This is a genomic window from Devosia chinhatensis, assembly GCF_000969445.1.
GTDB lineage: Bacteria > Pseudomonadota > Alphaproteobacteria > Rhizobiales > Devosiaceae > Devosia > Devosia chinhatensis.
In genome coordinates this window covers 762,997-777,725 of sequence record NZ_JZEY01000061.1, presented here as the reverse complement: position 1 = coordinate 777,725, position 14,729 = coordinate 762,997, and the positions used below count along the sequence as shown (strand labels likewise).

Genomic DNA, 14,729 nt, shown 5'->3' with positions numbered 1-14,729 from the left:
ACGCTGAATGGCTCAGCTTTGCAGCCTTTCGATGGCAGGCTTGAGCTCGGCTTCGATCGCTGCCGGTGTCAGCGGGCCGACATGCTTGTAGACGATGACCCCCTCGCTATCGACCAGGAAGGTTTCCGGCACGCCATAGACGCCCCAGTCGATTGAGGCGCGCCGGTCGCGGTCGGCGCCGATGGCGTCGTAGGGATTGCCCAATTCAGCCAGAAACGCGCGCGCATTTTCCGGAGCATCCGAATGATTGATGCCAAACATGCGGATGCCGGTCTGGGCCTTGAGCTGTTCGAGCAAGGGGTGCTCGTCCCGGCAGGGGATGCACCAGGAGGCAAAGACGTTGACGATGCTGGGCGCTCCTGAAAGGGCATCTGTGTCGAAACCGGGCACGTCGAGGCCTTCAACCGCAGCAAGCGTAAAATCGGGGGCGGGCCGGTCGATCAGCACGGACCGCACGAGACTGGCGTCACGGTCTATCGAAAAGGCAAAGACACCGACCAAGCCTACAAGCAGCAGAAGGGGCAGCGCGAAAAACAGGTAACGCATCAGCCGCGCTTGTCCCCGAGGGCGGCGAGCCGCTGCCTTACCCGGCGGCTATCGAAGATCGCCCATCCAATAAGCGCCAGAAGGCCCGAAAAAACCCCGATATAGGCGGCGGCAATGAAGCCGGCATGCTGTCCAAGTTCAATCATGCACCGGCCTCCCGGGCGGCTTTGCGTTCCAGCGTTGCTACGCGACGGCGGCGCACTTCGGTGCGCATGGATACGACCTGCAGGGTGATGAAGAGGAGGGTGAAGGCGAAGAACATGGCAAAGAGAGGCGCCAGCAGAGAGCCCGGCATGGTGGGCCCGTCGGCCCTGAACACGCTGGCCGGCTGGTGCAGGGTCGACCACCAATCCACCGAGAACTTGATGATTGGCACATTGACCGCGCCGACAAGGGTGAAGATGGCAATCACACGGGCGGCGCGCAGCTGGTCATCGAAGGCGCGCCAGAGCGCAACGATACCCAGATAGATGAAGAGCAGGATTAGCGTGGACGTCATGCGTCCATCCCATTCCCAGAAGGTGCCCCAGGTGGGCCGGCCCCACATTGAACCGGTGAAGAGCGCCATGGCGGTAAAAGCGGCGCCCAGAGGCGCGGCGGCCTTCATCGATACATCAGCCATGGGGTGCCGCCAGACCAGGGTCCCAAGGGCTGAGACCGCCATGGCGCCATAGACGAATTGGCTGAGCCAGGCGGTCGGCACGTGCACATACATGATGCGGACCGTGTCACCCATCTGGTAGTCGGGAGGAGAGTTGAAGAAGGCAAACCAAAGTCCGAGCGCAAACAGCGCGCCGGTGACGATCGTCAGAGGCCAGACGATGTAGCCGGTCCAGGCCATGAACTGGCCGGGATGGGCCAGCCGGTCCCACCAGCGCATTTTGGGTGTGGTGTCGATTGTCATGGTGCGGCTCTACTCTTCCCCCCAATCTATCGCAAGTGAAGCCGCAAAGGGAGCCAGGCTCACCGAGATGAGACTGAGTGCCGCAAGGAAGAGCAGGGCGGCGCCGGCCTGATCGGGCCCGCCCATCGGCGAAATCGCGCCGACGCCGAAGATCAGAACCGGCACGCAGAGCGGCGCGATGAGGATCGGTGCAAGCAGCCCGCCGCGCCGGATCGCTACGGTTACCGCCGCGCCGAAGGTGCCGAAGGCGGCCAGCGCGGGGGTGCCGAGCAGCAGCGACAACAAGGTTCTCCAAAAGCTCTCCATGTCCATGGCGAGGATCAATGCAAGAAAGGGCGTTGCGAGCAGGAGGGGAAGGGCAGTGGTGAGCCAATGCACGATCACTTTTGCGGCAATGACAGCCCAGAGCGGGAGCTCGCCGAGGCGGTAGAGCGCCAGGGTGCCGTCCTCACGGTCAGGTCGAAACAGCTTTTCAAGTCCCATCAGCATGGAGAGGAATGCGGCAATCCAGACAATGCCGGGCGCAATCCGGGCGAGCAGGACCTTATCGGGTCCGATGGCGAAGGGCACCAGGGCGCCGGTAATGACGAAAAACAGCAGCAAGGTGAGGATTTCCCCGCTGCCCGCCAAGGCCAGCCTCAATTCGCGGTGCAGCGTTCCCGAAAAGCCATTCATTGCCGGGCTCCCAGCATCAGTGTCGCCAGTCCGGGAACGGCGATCTCATCGTGGGTGGCGATGATGGCAAGGCCCCCGTCTTCCAGATGCTCGGAAAGTAGGCTTGCCAGTACCGCCTGGCCTTGGTTGTCAAGCGCGGCGCTGGGCTCGTCGAGAAGCCATATCGGTCGGCGTGACACCAATAGCCTGGCAAGTGCGAGGCGCCTTTGCTGGCCTGCCGAGAGATATCCGGCATCGAGCAGAGCCGTGCTTTCCAGACCGACCCGCGCCAAGGCCGCCGCAGGAGCCAGGCCCGTACGTCCGTTGAGTGCGGCCCAGAAGTCGAGGGTTTCGATCACCCCAAGCCGCGGGCGGACGCCGTTGCGGTGGCCGCAATAATGCTGCACGGGTCCGGTTTCGGGATCATGGCCTTCGTAGGAAACAGCGCCCTCCAAGGGGGGCAGGAGACCTGCGAGGGTAAGCAGCAGTGTGGATTTGCCTGCGCCATTGGGGCCCCGCAGCAAAAGCCCGGTGCCGGGCCGGACATTGAGCGCGAGCGCGGGGGCCAGAACCTGCTCGCCGCGACCGACGCACAGGGCTCGGGTCGTGAGGGAAATTGCTGGAAAGACTTGCCGTAGTGTCATGGCCCCTTCTCGTATTGAACCCATGGTCGTACTGGCAAGGGCCTGTTCGATTGACTATAAGCCCAAGGGAATTGGACTCATTCCAGAAAACGCGCAAATTCGGCGGCCCCAAACGCCCGGATCACCGCGTCAGCAGCAAGAAGGGCGGAGCATCGTGACACAGATAGACAGCTTCAAATCCAAATCGACGCTCACTGTCGGTGGCAAGACCTACACCTATTATTCCATTGTCGAAGCGGAAAAGAATGGCCTTGCCGGTGTTTCCCGGCTGCCCAGCTCGATGAAGGTGGTGCTCGAGAACCTTCTGCGCTTCGAGGATAACCGGACGGTCAAGAAGGAAGACATCCAGGCGATCGCCGAATGGCTGGTTTCCCGCACGTCCGAATATGAAATCCAGTATCGCCCCGCGCGCGTGCTGATGCAGGATTTCACCGGCGTTCCCGCCGTGGTCGACCTTGCCGCCATGCGCGACGCAACGGCCAAGCTCGGCGCCAATCCGCAGAAAATCAATCCGTTGGTTCCGGTCGATCTGGTCATTGACCACTCGGTGATGGTCGACAATTTCGGCACGCCGATGGCCTTCAACCAGAATGTCGAGCTCGAATATGAGCGCAATGGCGAGCGCTATGAATTCCTGCGCTGGGGCCAGTCGGCCTTCGACAATTTCCGTGTCGTGCCCCCGGGCACCGGCATCTGCCACCAGGTGAACCTGGAATACCTGGCCCAGACCGTCTGGACCAAGGAAGAGAACGGCGAGATTGTCGCCTATCCCGATACGCTGGTGGGCACCGACTCGCACACCACCATGGTCAACGGCATGGCCGTTCTGGGCTGGGGCGTGGGCGGCATCGAGGCCGAGGCGGCCATGCTCGGCCAGCCGGTCACCATGCTGATTCCCGAAGTCGTCGGCTTCAAGCTCACCGGCAAGATCAACGAAGGCATCACTGCCACCGATCTCGTGCTGACCGTCACCGAAATGCTGCGCAAGAAGGGCGTTGTCGGCAAGTTCGTCGAATTCTACGGTCCGGGCCTCGACTATCTCAGCCTCGAAGACCAGGCGACCATTGCCAACATGGCCCCCGAATATGGTGCCACCTGCGGCTATTTCCCCGTCGATGCCGATACGCTGAAATTCCTGGCCACTACAGGTCGCGACGCCGATCGCGTAGCACTGGTGGAAGCCTATTCCAAGGCGCAGGGCATGTTCCGCACCTCCGACAGCGAGGACCCGGTCTTCACCTCGACGCTCGAACTCGATCTTTCCACCGTCGTACCGTCGCTCTCGGGCCCCAAGCGTCCCCAGGACCGTGTCGCGCTCAAGGACGTGACCCGCGCCTTCGATGCGGCATTGCCCGAGCTGAGCGGCGGGCGCATCGAGCGTACCCGCCTGCCCACCGACAAGCAGGAAAGCCGCTTCGTGGATGAAGGCGCCAACGGCGTGCACGATATTCCCGAAGAGGCGGCCTATATTGTCAAAGGGGCCGACTATCACATCACCGATGGCTCGGTGGTGATCGCCGCCATCACCTCGTGCACCAACACGTCCAATCCCTCCGTGCTGGTCGCTGCCGGTCTTGTGGCTCGCAAGGCCCGCGCCCTCGGCCTCACTTCCAAGCCCTGGGTCAAGACTTCGCTCGCGCCCGGCTCGCAGGTCGTCACCGATTACCTCACTGCCGCCGGTCTCCAGGACGATCTCGACGCCATCGGCTTCAATCTCGTGGGCTATGGCTGCACGACGTGTATCGGCAATTCCGGCCCGCTGCCGCAGGCCATTTCCGACACCATCAACGAGAACAAGCTGGTTGCTGCATCGGTGCTGTCGGGCAACCGCAATTTCGAAGGCCGCGTGAACCCGGACGTGCGGGCAAACTATCTTGCTTCCCCGCCGCTGGTCGTGGCCTATGCGCTGCTCGGCACGCTCAATGTCGACATCACCACCCAGCCGCTGGGCACGGGCAAGGATGGCAAGCCGGTCTATCTGAAGGACATCTGGCCGACCAACCATGAGGTTGCAGAGATCGTGCGTCAGCACGTGACGGCCGAGATGTTCCGCTCGCGCTATTCGGACGTGTTCAAGGGCGACGAGCACTGGCAGGGTATCGCAGTAGAGGGCAGCGAGACCTATGGCTGGAACTCCTCGTCTACCTATGTACAGAACCCGCCCTATTTCGAAGACCTGACCATCGAGCCCAAGCCTGTGACCGACGTGGTCTCGGCACGCGTCCTGGCCTTGTTCCTCGATTCCATCACCACTGACCACATCTCGCCGGCTGGTTCGTTCAAGGCCGGCACTCCAGCAGGCCAGTATCTGACCGAACGTCAGGTTGCGCCCAAGGACTTCAACTCCTACGGCGCCCGCCGCGGCAATCATGAAGTGATGATGCGCGGCACCTTCGCCAATATCCGCATCAAGAACATGATGCTTGATGGAGTCGAAGGCGGCTTCACCAAGGGTCCGTCGGGCGAGCAGATGCCGATCTACGATGCGGCGATGGCTTACCAGGCGCAGAATACCCCGCTGGTGATCTTTGCCGGCAAGGAATATGGCACCGGCTCCAGTCGCGACTGGGCAGCGAAGGGTACGAACCTGCTCGGCGTAAAAGCCGTCATCGCGCAGAGCTTCGAACGCATCCACCGCTCCAATCTGGTGGGCATGGGCGTCATCCCGCTGCAGTTCAAGGATGGCGAGAGCTGGCAGAGCCTGGGCCTGGACGGCACCGAGACGATCGATATTTCGGGCGTCGAGACCATCGAGCCGCGCGCCATGGTTACCGTCAAGATCACCCGCGCCGATGGCTCGGTGCTCAATGTCGAAACCCGCTGCCGCATCGATACGGCCAACGAACTCGATTATTTCCGCAATGGTGGCATCCTGCATTATGTGCTGCGGAGCCTGGTCGCCGCATAAGGGCTCGCGTCCTACGGAAAATACCAATGGCGGCCTCCGGGCCGCCATTTTTCTTTGGCCGACAGCGTTTTTACCCTCTCACCCGGTTTTGACTAGGCAGGCGGGGAGTGTGCGGCTTACAACCATGACCATGTTTTTTCGCCTTGCCCTCGGTTTCCTGTCCAGCCTTTCGATCTCCCTAGCCCTTGCCGGGGCGCCTGGTGCCGAGTCACGTCCGGCGCCGGCCCGGGCGGTGGTCGAGCTGTTCACGAGCCAAGGCTGTTCGCAATGCCCTCCGGCCGATGCCCTCCTCAACAGCCTTGCCGAGCGCGACGATGTGGTGGCTCTGGCCTATCACGTCGATTACTGGGACTATATCGGCTGGGAAGACACATTCGGCGACAAAGCCTTTTCCGACCGGCAGCGGTCCTATGCCAAAAGCTGGGGATCGACGCGCATTTATACGCCGCAGATGGTGGTGAACGGCTCCGAAGGCGTCGTGGGATCGAAGCGCGATGCCGTTCAGGATGCGATGGCATCCGCGCAATTGCCGCTGGAAGTGGCCTTGCAGCGACATGGCGACATGCTGGCTGTGACGATCCCGCCCGATGCTGACCTGGGGGACGCCAATATCTGGCTGGTGCGCTATCTCGTTCGCGCCGACGTGGCCATCGATGCGGGTGAAAATGCGGGCAAAAAGATGGCCTATACCCAGGTCGTGACCGATCGGCAGATCCTGGGCATGTGGGAAGCCGAGACCGGTGCCCAGATCAAGCTGCCCCTTACCGCCCTGCCCAATACGAGGCCTGGCAATACCGGCTTCGCGGTTCTGGTGCAGAACGAGCGCAACGGCCTTCCCGGACCGATCCTGGGCGCGGGCGTCTACGAGTTCTGATCGCATCATACCTGCTACAATCACAAAAAAACCCGCTCCTCGGGGGAAGGAGCGGGTATATGACTCTGGTCAACTCAATATCAAACGGCCAGCAGAAGACATCAGGTTTGGAAGCTCATTTTTGTCTGCCTGCCGACCATGGGAGGCAATGATTGAAATCCTACCGAGGTATTCAGGCGTCAAGAGGGAGGGTGTATGGCGAAAGTGGGGTTATTTGCACCCCTTGCCAGCCTCAGGAAATGGGTCGATCATGACAGGGTGACGACGAAACGATTGAGGCCGCGTGCCAGGTCCCGGTAACGATATTCGCAATTCCCTTTCGGTGGTGCATGGAGGCCAGTCAGCTGCGCATCCTCAAGGCCCCGCGCCATTGGTCATCGCTTTTGACCGTCGCGAGCTTACGCAGATTCTGGCGGTCTATGGGCGCAAGGTGGGCTGCGGCGAATGGCGCGACTACGCCATGGATTTCCTCAAGGACAGAGCGCTGTTTTCGATCTATGCCCGCGTGTCGGAACGTCCGCTCTATGTGGTCGAGAAGAATCCCAAGCTGCGGAACAAGCAGGGCATGTACATGGTGACCAACCAGCAAGGAATGATCCTCAAGCGTGGGCATGATCTTGCTCAGGTGCTGCGCGTGCTCGATCCAGATCTGGTGGTGGTGAGTTGAGCTTTTTCGCTCGTCCGCGACACGGATGTAGCGCTAGAAATTGCCTGCCAATTCCCGGTCATCTGGGGCTTCGAACAGCTTTGCCCAGTCCCGCAGGTTTTCGAGCGGAATGACGAAATGGCCTTCTTGCATGGCCTGGTTGCGGGCGAGAACCCGTCGCTCCAGTTCGGCCAGCGATGTGGCTTCATAATCGATCCGGCATTGCGCGCCCAAAGCGGCGGCCCGCTGCGCGAAGTTCTGCCGCTCGGCCCGGCTCCAGAAGCCGAAATCGAGAATGACCTCGCCGCCCTGCTTGAGCACGATTGCCGCCACGTCCCACATCAGCGCCTCGATGGCATCGTGACGCCTGTCATGGTCTGGATGGTGCATGTCGTCGTCGAACAGCCGGGTTTGCCATTCGTCCGGCGTCAGCCGCAGGGCGCCGGTCTGTTCGGCCAGGGCCTTGGCCCGCGTCGTCTTGCCCGAGCCGGGCAATCCCACCATGAGGTGGAGAACGGCCATCAGAGCGCCTTTTGCAGGTGCACGATGTCATGCCAGCGGTCGAACTTGTAGCCGACGGCGGAATAATAGCCGACGCGCTCGAAGCCGAATTTTTCGTGAATTGCGATGGAATTGGCGGTGTCGGCAGTGATGACGGCCAGCATCTGCTTGAAGCCGAAGGCCTTGGACTGGACCAGCAGCTCGGTCAGCATGACCCGTCCGAGGCCTTTGCCCGTCTCTTGGGGGTCGAGATAGATCGAATCTTCGCAGGTGAAGCGATAAGCGGCGCGGGGGCGGTAGAAGCTGGCATAGGCGTAGCCGATCACCTTGTTGTCGCGCTCGGCGATGATCAGGGGATGGCCCAGCTTCTGCAGGCCGGCATATTTCTCGGCTATCGCTTCTTCGCCAGGGGCTTCGGTGTCGAAGGTGATGGCGGTGTTATCGACATAGTGCCGATAAATGCGGGTGATTGCCGGAATATCGGACCAGGAGAAGGCGCGCAGAATGGTGTCGGACATGAATCGCGTCGGGCAAAAGAAAGGACCGCAGCTCTTGTAAGCTGCGGTCCCAAAGATCGTCCAACCAAATTGTTTGATCGGACCATCAAGCCTTCTTGCATATTACTCGCGGTTGCCGAAAAGGCGCAGGAGCATCATGAACAGGTTGATGAAGTTCAGGTAGAGGCTCAGCGCGCCCATGATGGCGTTCTTGGCCATGACGTCAGCACCATAATGGTCAGCATAGCTTTCCTTGATGCGCTGCGTGTCATAGGCGGTGAGGCCAGTGAAGATCAGCACGCCGACCACCGAGATGACGAATTCCATCATCGAGGACTGCATGAAGATGTTGACGATCGAGGCAATGATGATGCCGATCAGGCCCATCATCAGGAAGCTGCCCATGCCCGAAAGGTCGCGCTTGGTGGTGTAGCCGTAGAGGCTCATCGTGCCGAAGGTCGCGGCAGTGATGAAGAACACCTTGGCGATGGAGGCGCCGGTATAGACTAGAAAGATCGAGCTGAGCGACAGGCCCATGATGGCCGCAAACGCCCAGAACACACCTTGTGCAGCCGGGACGGAGAGCTTGTTAATGCCGAAGCTGAGCACCAGCACGAAGGCAAGCGGGGCGAGCATGACGACCCAGGACAGCGGGCTGCCGAAGAGCAGGACGCCCCATTGCGTCAGGTAGGTGCCACCATCCAGCTGCGCGACGGCAGCGGACGGATCGGAGGTAACGGCAGCCTGGGCAGCGAAAAAGGCCACGAGGCCCGTGATCACCAGGCCAAGGCCCATGTAATTGTAAACGCGCAGCATGTAACTGCGCAGGCCCTCATCGATGGCCGCGGCCGAGCCGGCCCGCGCATTGAGGGTCTGACGGTCATATTCAGCCATTCTCAGGTTTCCTTTCCCAATAGAAACTGCGGTCTTTGCACCGCCGGGGGCAATTGGCTCTTGCCACTTGGCAGGGAATATGGGGACACAATGGTTGAATGACAAGGATAAATGGCCGCCTGCGGCAACAGGACTGGCCCGATAAATAGATTGTGTTACGCTCAAGACCAGAATCGCGCCGTCCTTGCCTCGTCTCCAGCCAGGGAGAACGCCATGCCCCGGCTTTTTACCGGTCTCGAAGTGCCGCGGGATGTGGCCTTTAAACTCGCACTCAAGCGCGGAGGTCTTGCCGGCGCGCGCTGGATTGATCCGGACAACTATCACATCACGCTGCGCTTCATCGGCGACGTGGATCGTCCTACAGCCGACGACGTGGCCGACAGCCTCGATAAGCTTGCCAATTCGTTGCAATTTCCAGTGCGGTTGACCCACTTGGGCAGTTTTGGCGGCGACAAGCCGCGGGCGCTGTTTGCGGGTGTCGAGCCCTCCGAGGCATTGAGCCGCCTGCAGGCTGCGCAGGAGAGAGTGCTGCAACGGGTGGGCCTCCCCCCGGAGGGCCGCAAATTCGTGCCACATGTGACACTGGCGCGGCTGCGCGGTGCGGGGGCAGGAGAGATTGCGCGGTTCCTGGCCGAAGCGAGCCGGTTCGAGCCACTTACATTCGTCCCGGCGCGCTTCGTTCTCTATTCGAGCCGCGACTCCGTGGGGGGTGGGCCGTACCTGGTCGAGCAGGCCTACCCTCTGGCCGCCTGAACTTCACGATCACTCAAGTGTTAGCTTCCTCTTAACCCTTGCCGCGCAAACCGGGCCGGGCGGACCCGTTCCGCCAAAATGCCGCCGCGATTGGCTTTCATTTGAGGCAAATGCAGTCAAATGCAGGCGGGTTTGACACCTTGGTAACCATGTTCGGGGCATGCTCAGCGGGACGTGCAATGCCTCCGACGGCAGCAAGACAAGAGGAAGAATTGGCGATGACGATGAAAACCGGTGGGCTGAAGCTCGGGCTCGCGGTCGCAGCGTTCATGGCTCTGGCGCCGGCCGCCGCTCAGGCGCAGCAGGCGACGGAGCTTGGCACTTTCAATGCCTGGTCGGCCTATACGGCGACCGATGCCAGCGGGGCCATGTGCTTCATCATCGGTGAACCGACGCGCAGCGAGCCCGCTGGCGCCAATCGCGACCCGATCAAGTTCCTGATCGTGCACCGCAAGGGCATGGGCTCCAAGAACGAAGTACAAACCCAGATCGGTTATCCCTACAACACCACAGACGCAAAGGCTTCGGTCAGCGTGGATGGCAAGAGTTATGTAATGGGTGCCCGCGGTTCCACTGCCTGGCTGGCGTCGGCGGGCGACGAAGCGGGCTTTGTGCAGGCGTTCAAGGCCGGCAACCAGATGGTGGTTCGCGGCACCAGCCAACGGGGTACCGATACGGTGGATACCTATTCGCTGGCCGGCGCAACAGCAGCGATGAACGCCATCGACAGCGCCTGCCAATAGGCTTGCCCCGCAGCGCGAAAATACCATAACTGGGCGCCGGGCCTTTGGGGGCCTGTCGCCCTTTGCCTTTTTTGAAGAGCAGAATCCGATGATCCGATCCGCCTCCCTTGCTATCGCCATGCTGGTCGCTGCCACCGCCGTTCCTGCGCAGGCCCAGTCGGCTCGGGTCCTGGGCGATTTCCGCGACTGGTCGAGCTATGCCGCCGATGACGGCACCGGCACGGTCTGCTTTGCCATGAGCCGCCCGAAGAGCACCGAACCTGCTGGCGCGGCCGGTGGCGACGCCTACGTTTATGTCAGCAACCGGCCAGCCGAGGACGTGACTGCCGAGTTCAACGTGGTGGCTGGCTACACTTTCCAGACAGGCTCTATGGCCAGCGTAACGATCGGTGGCCAAAGCTTCCCGCTCTTCACCCAAGGCGACGCTGCCTGGCTGGACGACAGCGGCCAGGCCGCCAACCTTGCCGCGGCCATTCGCGCCGGCTCGACGCTTGTGGTGACCGGCACCTCCGCGAATGGTACGCAGGTGACCCAGTCCTATTCCCTCTCCGGCGCCACCGCCGCCCAGCAGGCTGTCGGCGCGGAGTGCTGAGAAATCTTCCGCTGACCAGCGGGGAGAATTCGGACGGCGATGCACTGCAACGCTGCCTCCCGCCAGCGTGACTTTGATAAATGCGTGTCTATATGCTAGAGGCCGCACACTTCCCCTATCTTCCGAGCCCCCGTGCCTGCCATGAGCATTGCGCTGAACCTTGACCATTCCAGTGCCGTCCGTCCCACCGGGACGACGCGGCCTTCGCTGATCGGCCTGTCCAAGACAGGTCTCGCCGAGATGCTGGTCAATCACGACGTTGTGTCCGAAAAAGAGGGCAGGATGCGCGCCAGCCAGTTGTGGAACTGGCTTTATGTCAACGGCGTCACCGATTTCGATGCCATGACCAATGTGGCCAAGCCAGTGCGGCAGAAGCTAAGCGATACGTTCAATCTCGATCGTCCGGAAATTGTTTCCGAGCAGGTCTCGGTCGATGGTACGCGCAAATGGCTGTTCCGTTTCCGTGATCCGCAAAATCCCAACATGCCGCCGGTCGAGGTGGAAACCGTCTATATTCCCGAAAGCGATCGTGGGACGCTGTGCGTGTCGTCTCAGGTCGGGTGCACCCTCACCTGTTCGTTCTGCCATACCGGCACCCAAAAACTGGTGCGCAACCTCACGGCCGGCGAAATTCTCGGGCAGATCCTCATGGCCCGTGAGCGCCTGGGCGATTTTCCCGGCGGCTCGCGCCCGGATGACGGTGGTCTCGTACCAGGCGGCGACAGCCGCGCCATCACCAATATCGTGATGATGGGCATGGGCGAACCGCTTTATAATTATGACAACGTCAAGCAGGCCCTACTGATTGCATCGGCGGGCGACGGCATGTCCATTTCCAAGCGCCGCATCACGCTTTCGACTTCGGGCGTCGTGCCCTATATCGAGCCGACTGGCCGCGAAATCGACGTCATGCTGGCCATCTCGCTCCATGCCGTGCGCGACGACTTGCGCGACGTGCTGGTGCCGATCAACAAGAAATGGCCGCTGAAGGAACTGCTTGAAGCCTGCAAGAACTATCCTGGCCTTTCCAATGCCCGCCGCATCACCTTTGAATATGTGATGCTCGACGGGATCAATGACAGCGATGCCGAAGCCAAGGAACTGGTGCGGCTCCTGGCCGGCATTCCGGCCAAGATCAACCTGATCCCGTTCAATCCCTGGCCGGGAAGCAATTACGGGACGTCGCCGTCCAGCCGGATCGAGCGCTTCGCCGATATCGTCAATAAGGCCGGTTATGCCAGCCCGGTGCGGACGCCGCGCGGCCGTGACATCTTTGCGGCCTGCGGGCAATTGAAGAGCGAGAGCGAGCGGCTGTCCAAAAAGGATAGGGACGCGCTCGCCGGGGTCTGATGAAGCCATCGGCCCGCCGGGTCGAGATGGCGATCGCGGCTGCCGAGGCCGCGGCCGCCTCACGCCAGCCGGTAATTTGCCCGCTTTGCGAGCGGCCGATTCCACCTCACGCCAAATCGAGCCGTCATCATCTCGTGCCTCGTCTCAAAGGCGGCACGAACAAAGGCACTGTGCGCCTGCACCAGATTTGCCACAGCGCCATCCATGCCCGGTTTTCCGAGGCCGAGCTGGCTCGTCACCTAGCCGATGTTGAGATCCTGCGCGCAGATCCGGAACTTGCCGCTTTCATCGATTGGGTGAGAACCAAGCCGGCAGATTTCCATGCGCCGACCCGGTTGACCAAAGAGCGACGGCAAAGCCGCAAGAATCGTGACTGAACAGGACGCTCACCGCTCGTGGGTCCACGGGCTCTATTTGCGCAGGATGACCCAGATCGCGTGAATCAGGCCGGGAAAATAGCCCAGCAGCGTCAACAGGATATTGAGCCAGAAGTGAAGGCCGAGCCCCACCTGCAGGAAAACACCGACCGGCGGGATAATGACTGAAAGAATGATGCGGATGATATCCATCTGGGGCCCCTGATTGGTGAGCCGGACAACGCCGTCCATGCCGGGATCGTTCCTCTATTCGCCAGCGACCCAATCGAGGCGCCAACGTCCGCGTTTTTCACGGCCGAGCAAATCGGCCAATACAGGCAGCACTGTCCGCATTTCCTCTTCCAGCACATAGGGAGGGTTGACGACGATCATGCCGGTTCCGTGCAGTCGCGGTGGCGTGGAGGGATTGTCGATATTCAGCTCGATGCGCAGAATCTTGGGGATGGCGGTGGCTTTGAGCGCCTTGACATAGGTGTCGACGTCGCGCGCCTCCTTGATCGGATACCAATAGGCATAGGTGCCACCAGGCCAGCGGGCGTAAGCCTTTTCAAGGCTCTGAGCCATGCGGGTAAATTCGCCTTTTTCTTCAAAAGGGGGATCGACCAGGACAAGGCCACGCTTCTCCTTGGGCGGCAGGTGCGTGCCCATGGCGGCCCAGCCGTCGAGCGTGGTGACACGCACCTGAAAATCGTCGGCGAAGTTCTTGCGCAAGGCCCAGGCATCGGAGGGATGCAATTCGAGCGCAATCAGCCGGTCCTGCGGCCGCAGCATGTGGCGGGTGATCATCGGCGAGCCGGGGTAAAACCGGAGCTTGCCATCGGGATTTTGCCCTTGCACTATGTCCAGGTAGGGGCCCAGCAGGTCTGAAACGGGCGCGGGAAGTTTCACGTGAATCAGCCGGCCGATTCCGGCTTGCCACTCGCCCGTGCGTTCGGCCTCGTTGCCCAGCAAATCATAGAGCCCGATACCGGCATGAGTGTCGATCACCCGAAAGGCGGCATCCTTGCGCATCAGATAGGCAAGGATACGGGTGAGAACGATGTGCTTGACCACGTCGGCGAAGTTGCCCGCGTGAAAAGCGTGGCGATAATTCATTGGACCGTCACGATCATGTTTATTTGCGGCCTTCGGCAAGAAGAATGGTGGCAGCAAATGCCAGAAAAACGGCGGCAAAGCTCCAATTCAGCGCCTTTCCCACCCAAGCCTTTTCCTTGAGCGTACGCGTCAGCCATTCGGCGAAAAGGACGATGGCAATGACGACGGGCAGGGAGACAATGACGAATTCGAGTCCCAGGAACATGAGTTTTCCGGGCGCCGCCGGGTCGGAGGCTGAGACGAACTGGGGCAGGAAGGTCACGAAAAACAGGGCAACCTTGGGATTGGTTAGGTTGATACCCAATCCGGTGAGATAGGACTGGCCCCAGCTGGGCTGTTTGCCGGCGGCGCGGGTGACGAGAATGCCGCCGCCATCGCGAATAGCCTGGATGGCCAGCCAGACCAGATAGAGCGCGCCGACAAGCTTAAGGGCCCAGAAGGCGGCGGGGGCGGTCACGATCAGTACCGAAATCCCGAACGCCACCAATGTGGTATGTACGGCTATGCCGGTGATGGCGCCGAGGACCGTCGCGAAGCCATGACTGCGCCCCCAGTTCATGGTACGCGAGATGAACAGCGCCATATCCGGCCCGGGCGTTACGGCCAGCACAAAGGCAGCCAGCGCGAAGGCGAGGATGACGGGCAGGTCGGGAATGAAGGCGGGCATGGCGGGCTCGATTGGTTCAGCCGGACAATCGCATTATTCGCCCCTTGGGGGTAGGGGCGCCAGAACCCGTTCATCGACGGGCCC

General features: G+C 61.2%; 19 protein-coding genes. 8 read left to right on the top strand and 11 right to left on the bottom strand.

Features of this window, described 5'->3' with window-relative positions:
• Positions 1-12: 12 nt before the first annotated feature.
• From VE26_RS14130 to ccmA, 5 genes are read right to left on the bottom strand one after another with little or no spacing between them, the layout of a single operon-like run.
• Positions 13-546: a DsbE family thiol:disulfide interchange protein gene (locus tag VE26_RS14130; protein WP_046105815.1), complete on the bottom strand. Its 534-nt coding sequence runs from the start codon at positions 544-546 to the stop codon at positions 13-15.
• On the bottom strand, positions 546-692 hold the full coding sequence (gene ccmD / locus VE26_RS17540) for a heme exporter protein CcmD (protein WP_084620520.1): 147 nt from the start codon (positions 690-692) through the stop codon (positions 546-548). Before ccmD ends, VE26_RS14130 begins: the two co-directional genes overlap by 1 nt.
• On the bottom strand, positions 689-1,450 hold the full coding sequence (locus VE26_RS14125; RefSeq protein ID WP_046105814.1) for a heme ABC transporter permease: 762 nt from the start codon (positions 1,448-1,450) through the stop codon (positions 689-691). Before VE26_RS14125 ends, ccmD begins: the two co-directional genes overlap by 4 nt.
• 9 nt (positions 1,451-1,459) lie before the next feature.
• Positions 1,460-2,125 carry a heme exporter protein CcmB gene (ccmB, locus tag VE26_RS14120; protein WP_046105813.1) on the bottom strand — a complete coding sequence of 222 codons (666 nt, stop codon included), beginning with the start codon at positions 2,123-2,125 and terminating at the stop codon, positions 1,460-1,462.
• A complete protein-coding gene (gene ccmA / locus VE26_RS14115) occupies positions 2,122-2,748 on the bottom strand; it encodes a heme ABC exporter ATP-binding protein CcmA (protein WP_046105812.1) in 627 nt (208 codons plus the stop codon). The genes ccmB and ccmA overlap by 4 nt, the downstream gene beginning before the upstream one ends.
• A 154-nt stretch (positions 2,749-2,902) precedes the next feature.
• On the opposite strand from ccmA, the gene acnA reads away from it, so the two are divergent.
• The 3 genes from acnA (at position 2,903) to VE26_RS14100 (ending at position 7,197) form a co-directional block, all read left to right on the top strand.
• The gene (gene acnA / locus VE26_RS14110; protein ID WP_046106384.1) at positions 2,903-5,656 is read left to right on the top strand and encodes an aconitate hydratase AcnA; all 2,754 of its coding nucleotides are present in this window, start codon (positions 2,903-2,905) and stop codon (positions 5,654-5,656) included.
• A gap of 124 nt (positions 5,657-5,780) precedes the next feature.
• Positions 5,781-6,530, top strand: a complete 750-nt coding sequence (locus VE26_RS14105) for a DUF1223 domain-containing protein (protein ID WP_052715934.1) — start codon at positions 5,781-5,783, stop codon at positions 6,528-6,530.
• Between the two features lie 283 nt (positions 6,531-6,813).
• Positions 6,814-7,197 carry a DUF2794 domain-containing protein gene (locus VE26_RS14100; protein ID WP_084620508.1) on the top strand — a complete coding sequence of 128 codons (384 nt, stop codon included), beginning with the start codon at positions 6,814-6,816 and terminating at the stop codon, positions 7,195-7,197.
• A 33-nt stretch (positions 7,198-7,230) separates the two neighbouring features.
• Here the strand turns inward: VE26_RS14100 and VE26_RS14095 are convergent, their stop codons facing one another.
• The 3 genes from VE26_RS14095 to VE26_RS14085 form a co-directional block, all read right to left on the bottom strand.
• Entirely contained in the window at positions 7,231-7,698 is a 468-nt protein-coding gene (locus VE26_RS14095; protein ID WP_046105810.1) for a P-loop nucleotide/nucleoside kinase family protein, read from the bottom strand.
• On the bottom strand, positions 7,698-8,195 hold the full coding sequence (locus VE26_RS14090) for a GNAT family N-acetyltransferase (RefSeq protein ID WP_046105809.1): 498 nt from the start codon (positions 8,193-8,195) through the stop codon (positions 7,698-7,700). The genes VE26_RS14095 and VE26_RS14090 overlap by 1 nt, the downstream gene beginning before the upstream one ends.
• 102 nt (positions 8,196-8,297) lie before the next feature.
• Positions 8,298-9,068: a Bax inhibitor-1/YccA family protein gene (locus tag VE26_RS14085; RefSeq protein WP_046105808.1), complete on the bottom strand. Its 771-nt coding sequence runs from the start codon at positions 9,066-9,068 to the stop codon at positions 8,298-8,300.
• Positions 9,069-9,281: 213 nt separating this feature from the next.
• Between VE26_RS14085 and thpR the strand changes: the two genes are divergently transcribed.
• From thpR to VE26_RS14060, 5 genes are all read left to right on the top strand, one after another.
• Positions 9,282-9,821: an RNA 2',3'-cyclic phosphodiesterase gene (gene thpR / locus VE26_RS14080; RefSeq protein WP_046105807.1), complete on the top strand. Its 540-nt coding sequence runs from the start codon at positions 9,282-9,284 to the stop codon at positions 9,819-9,821.
• A gap of 218 nt (positions 9,822-10,039) precedes the next feature.
• On the top strand, positions 10,040-10,564 hold the full coding sequence (locus tag VE26_RS14075; protein ID WP_052715933.1) for an invasion associated locus B family protein: 525 nt from the start codon (positions 10,040-10,042) through the stop codon (positions 10,562-10,564).
• Between the two features lie 88 nt (positions 10,565-10,652).
• Entirely contained in the window at positions 10,653-11,156 is a 504-nt protein-coding gene (locus VE26_RS14070) for an invasion associated locus B family protein (protein WP_046105806.1), read from the top strand.
• 141 nt (positions 11,157-11,297) lie between these two features.
• The gene (gene rlmN / locus VE26_RS14065; protein ID WP_152658856.1) at positions 11,298-12,506 is read left to right on the top strand and encodes a dual-specificity RNA methyltransferase RlmN; all 1,209 of its coding nucleotides are present in this window, start codon (positions 11,298-11,300) and stop codon (positions 12,504-12,506) included.
• Positions 12,507-12,532: 26 nt separating this feature from the next.
• A complete protein-coding gene (locus VE26_RS14060) occupies positions 12,533-12,883 on the top strand; it encodes a restriction endonuclease (RefSeq protein WP_046106380.1) in 351 nt (116 codons plus the stop codon).
• Positions 12,884-12,916: 33 nt separating this feature from the next.
• On the opposite strand, the gene VE26_RS14055 is transcribed toward VE26_RS14060, so the two are convergent.
• The 3 genes from VE26_RS14055 to VE26_RS14045 are packed head-to-tail and all read right to left on the bottom strand — an operon-like array spanning position 12,917 to position 14,645.
• The gene (locus tag VE26_RS14055; RefSeq protein ID WP_046106379.1) at positions 12,917-13,075 is read right to left on the bottom strand and encodes a YqaE/Pmp3 family membrane protein; all 159 of its coding nucleotides are present in this window, start codon (positions 13,073-13,075) and stop codon (positions 12,917-12,919) included.
• A gap of 54 nt (positions 13,076-13,129) precedes the next feature.
• Positions 13,130-13,978: a 23S rRNA (adenine(2030)-N(6))-methyltransferase RlmJ gene (locus VE26_RS14050; protein WP_046105805.1), complete on the bottom strand. Its 849-nt coding sequence runs from the start codon at positions 13,976-13,978 to the stop codon at positions 13,130-13,132.
• A gap of 19 nt (positions 13,979-13,997) precedes the next feature.
• Positions 13,998-14,645 (bottom strand): LysE family translocator, encoded by a 648-nt coding sequence (locus tag VE26_RS14045; protein WP_046105804.1) that lies wholly within the window; start codon positions 14,643-14,645, stop codon positions 13,998-14,000.
• Positions 14,646-14,729: the final 84 nt, after the last annotated feature.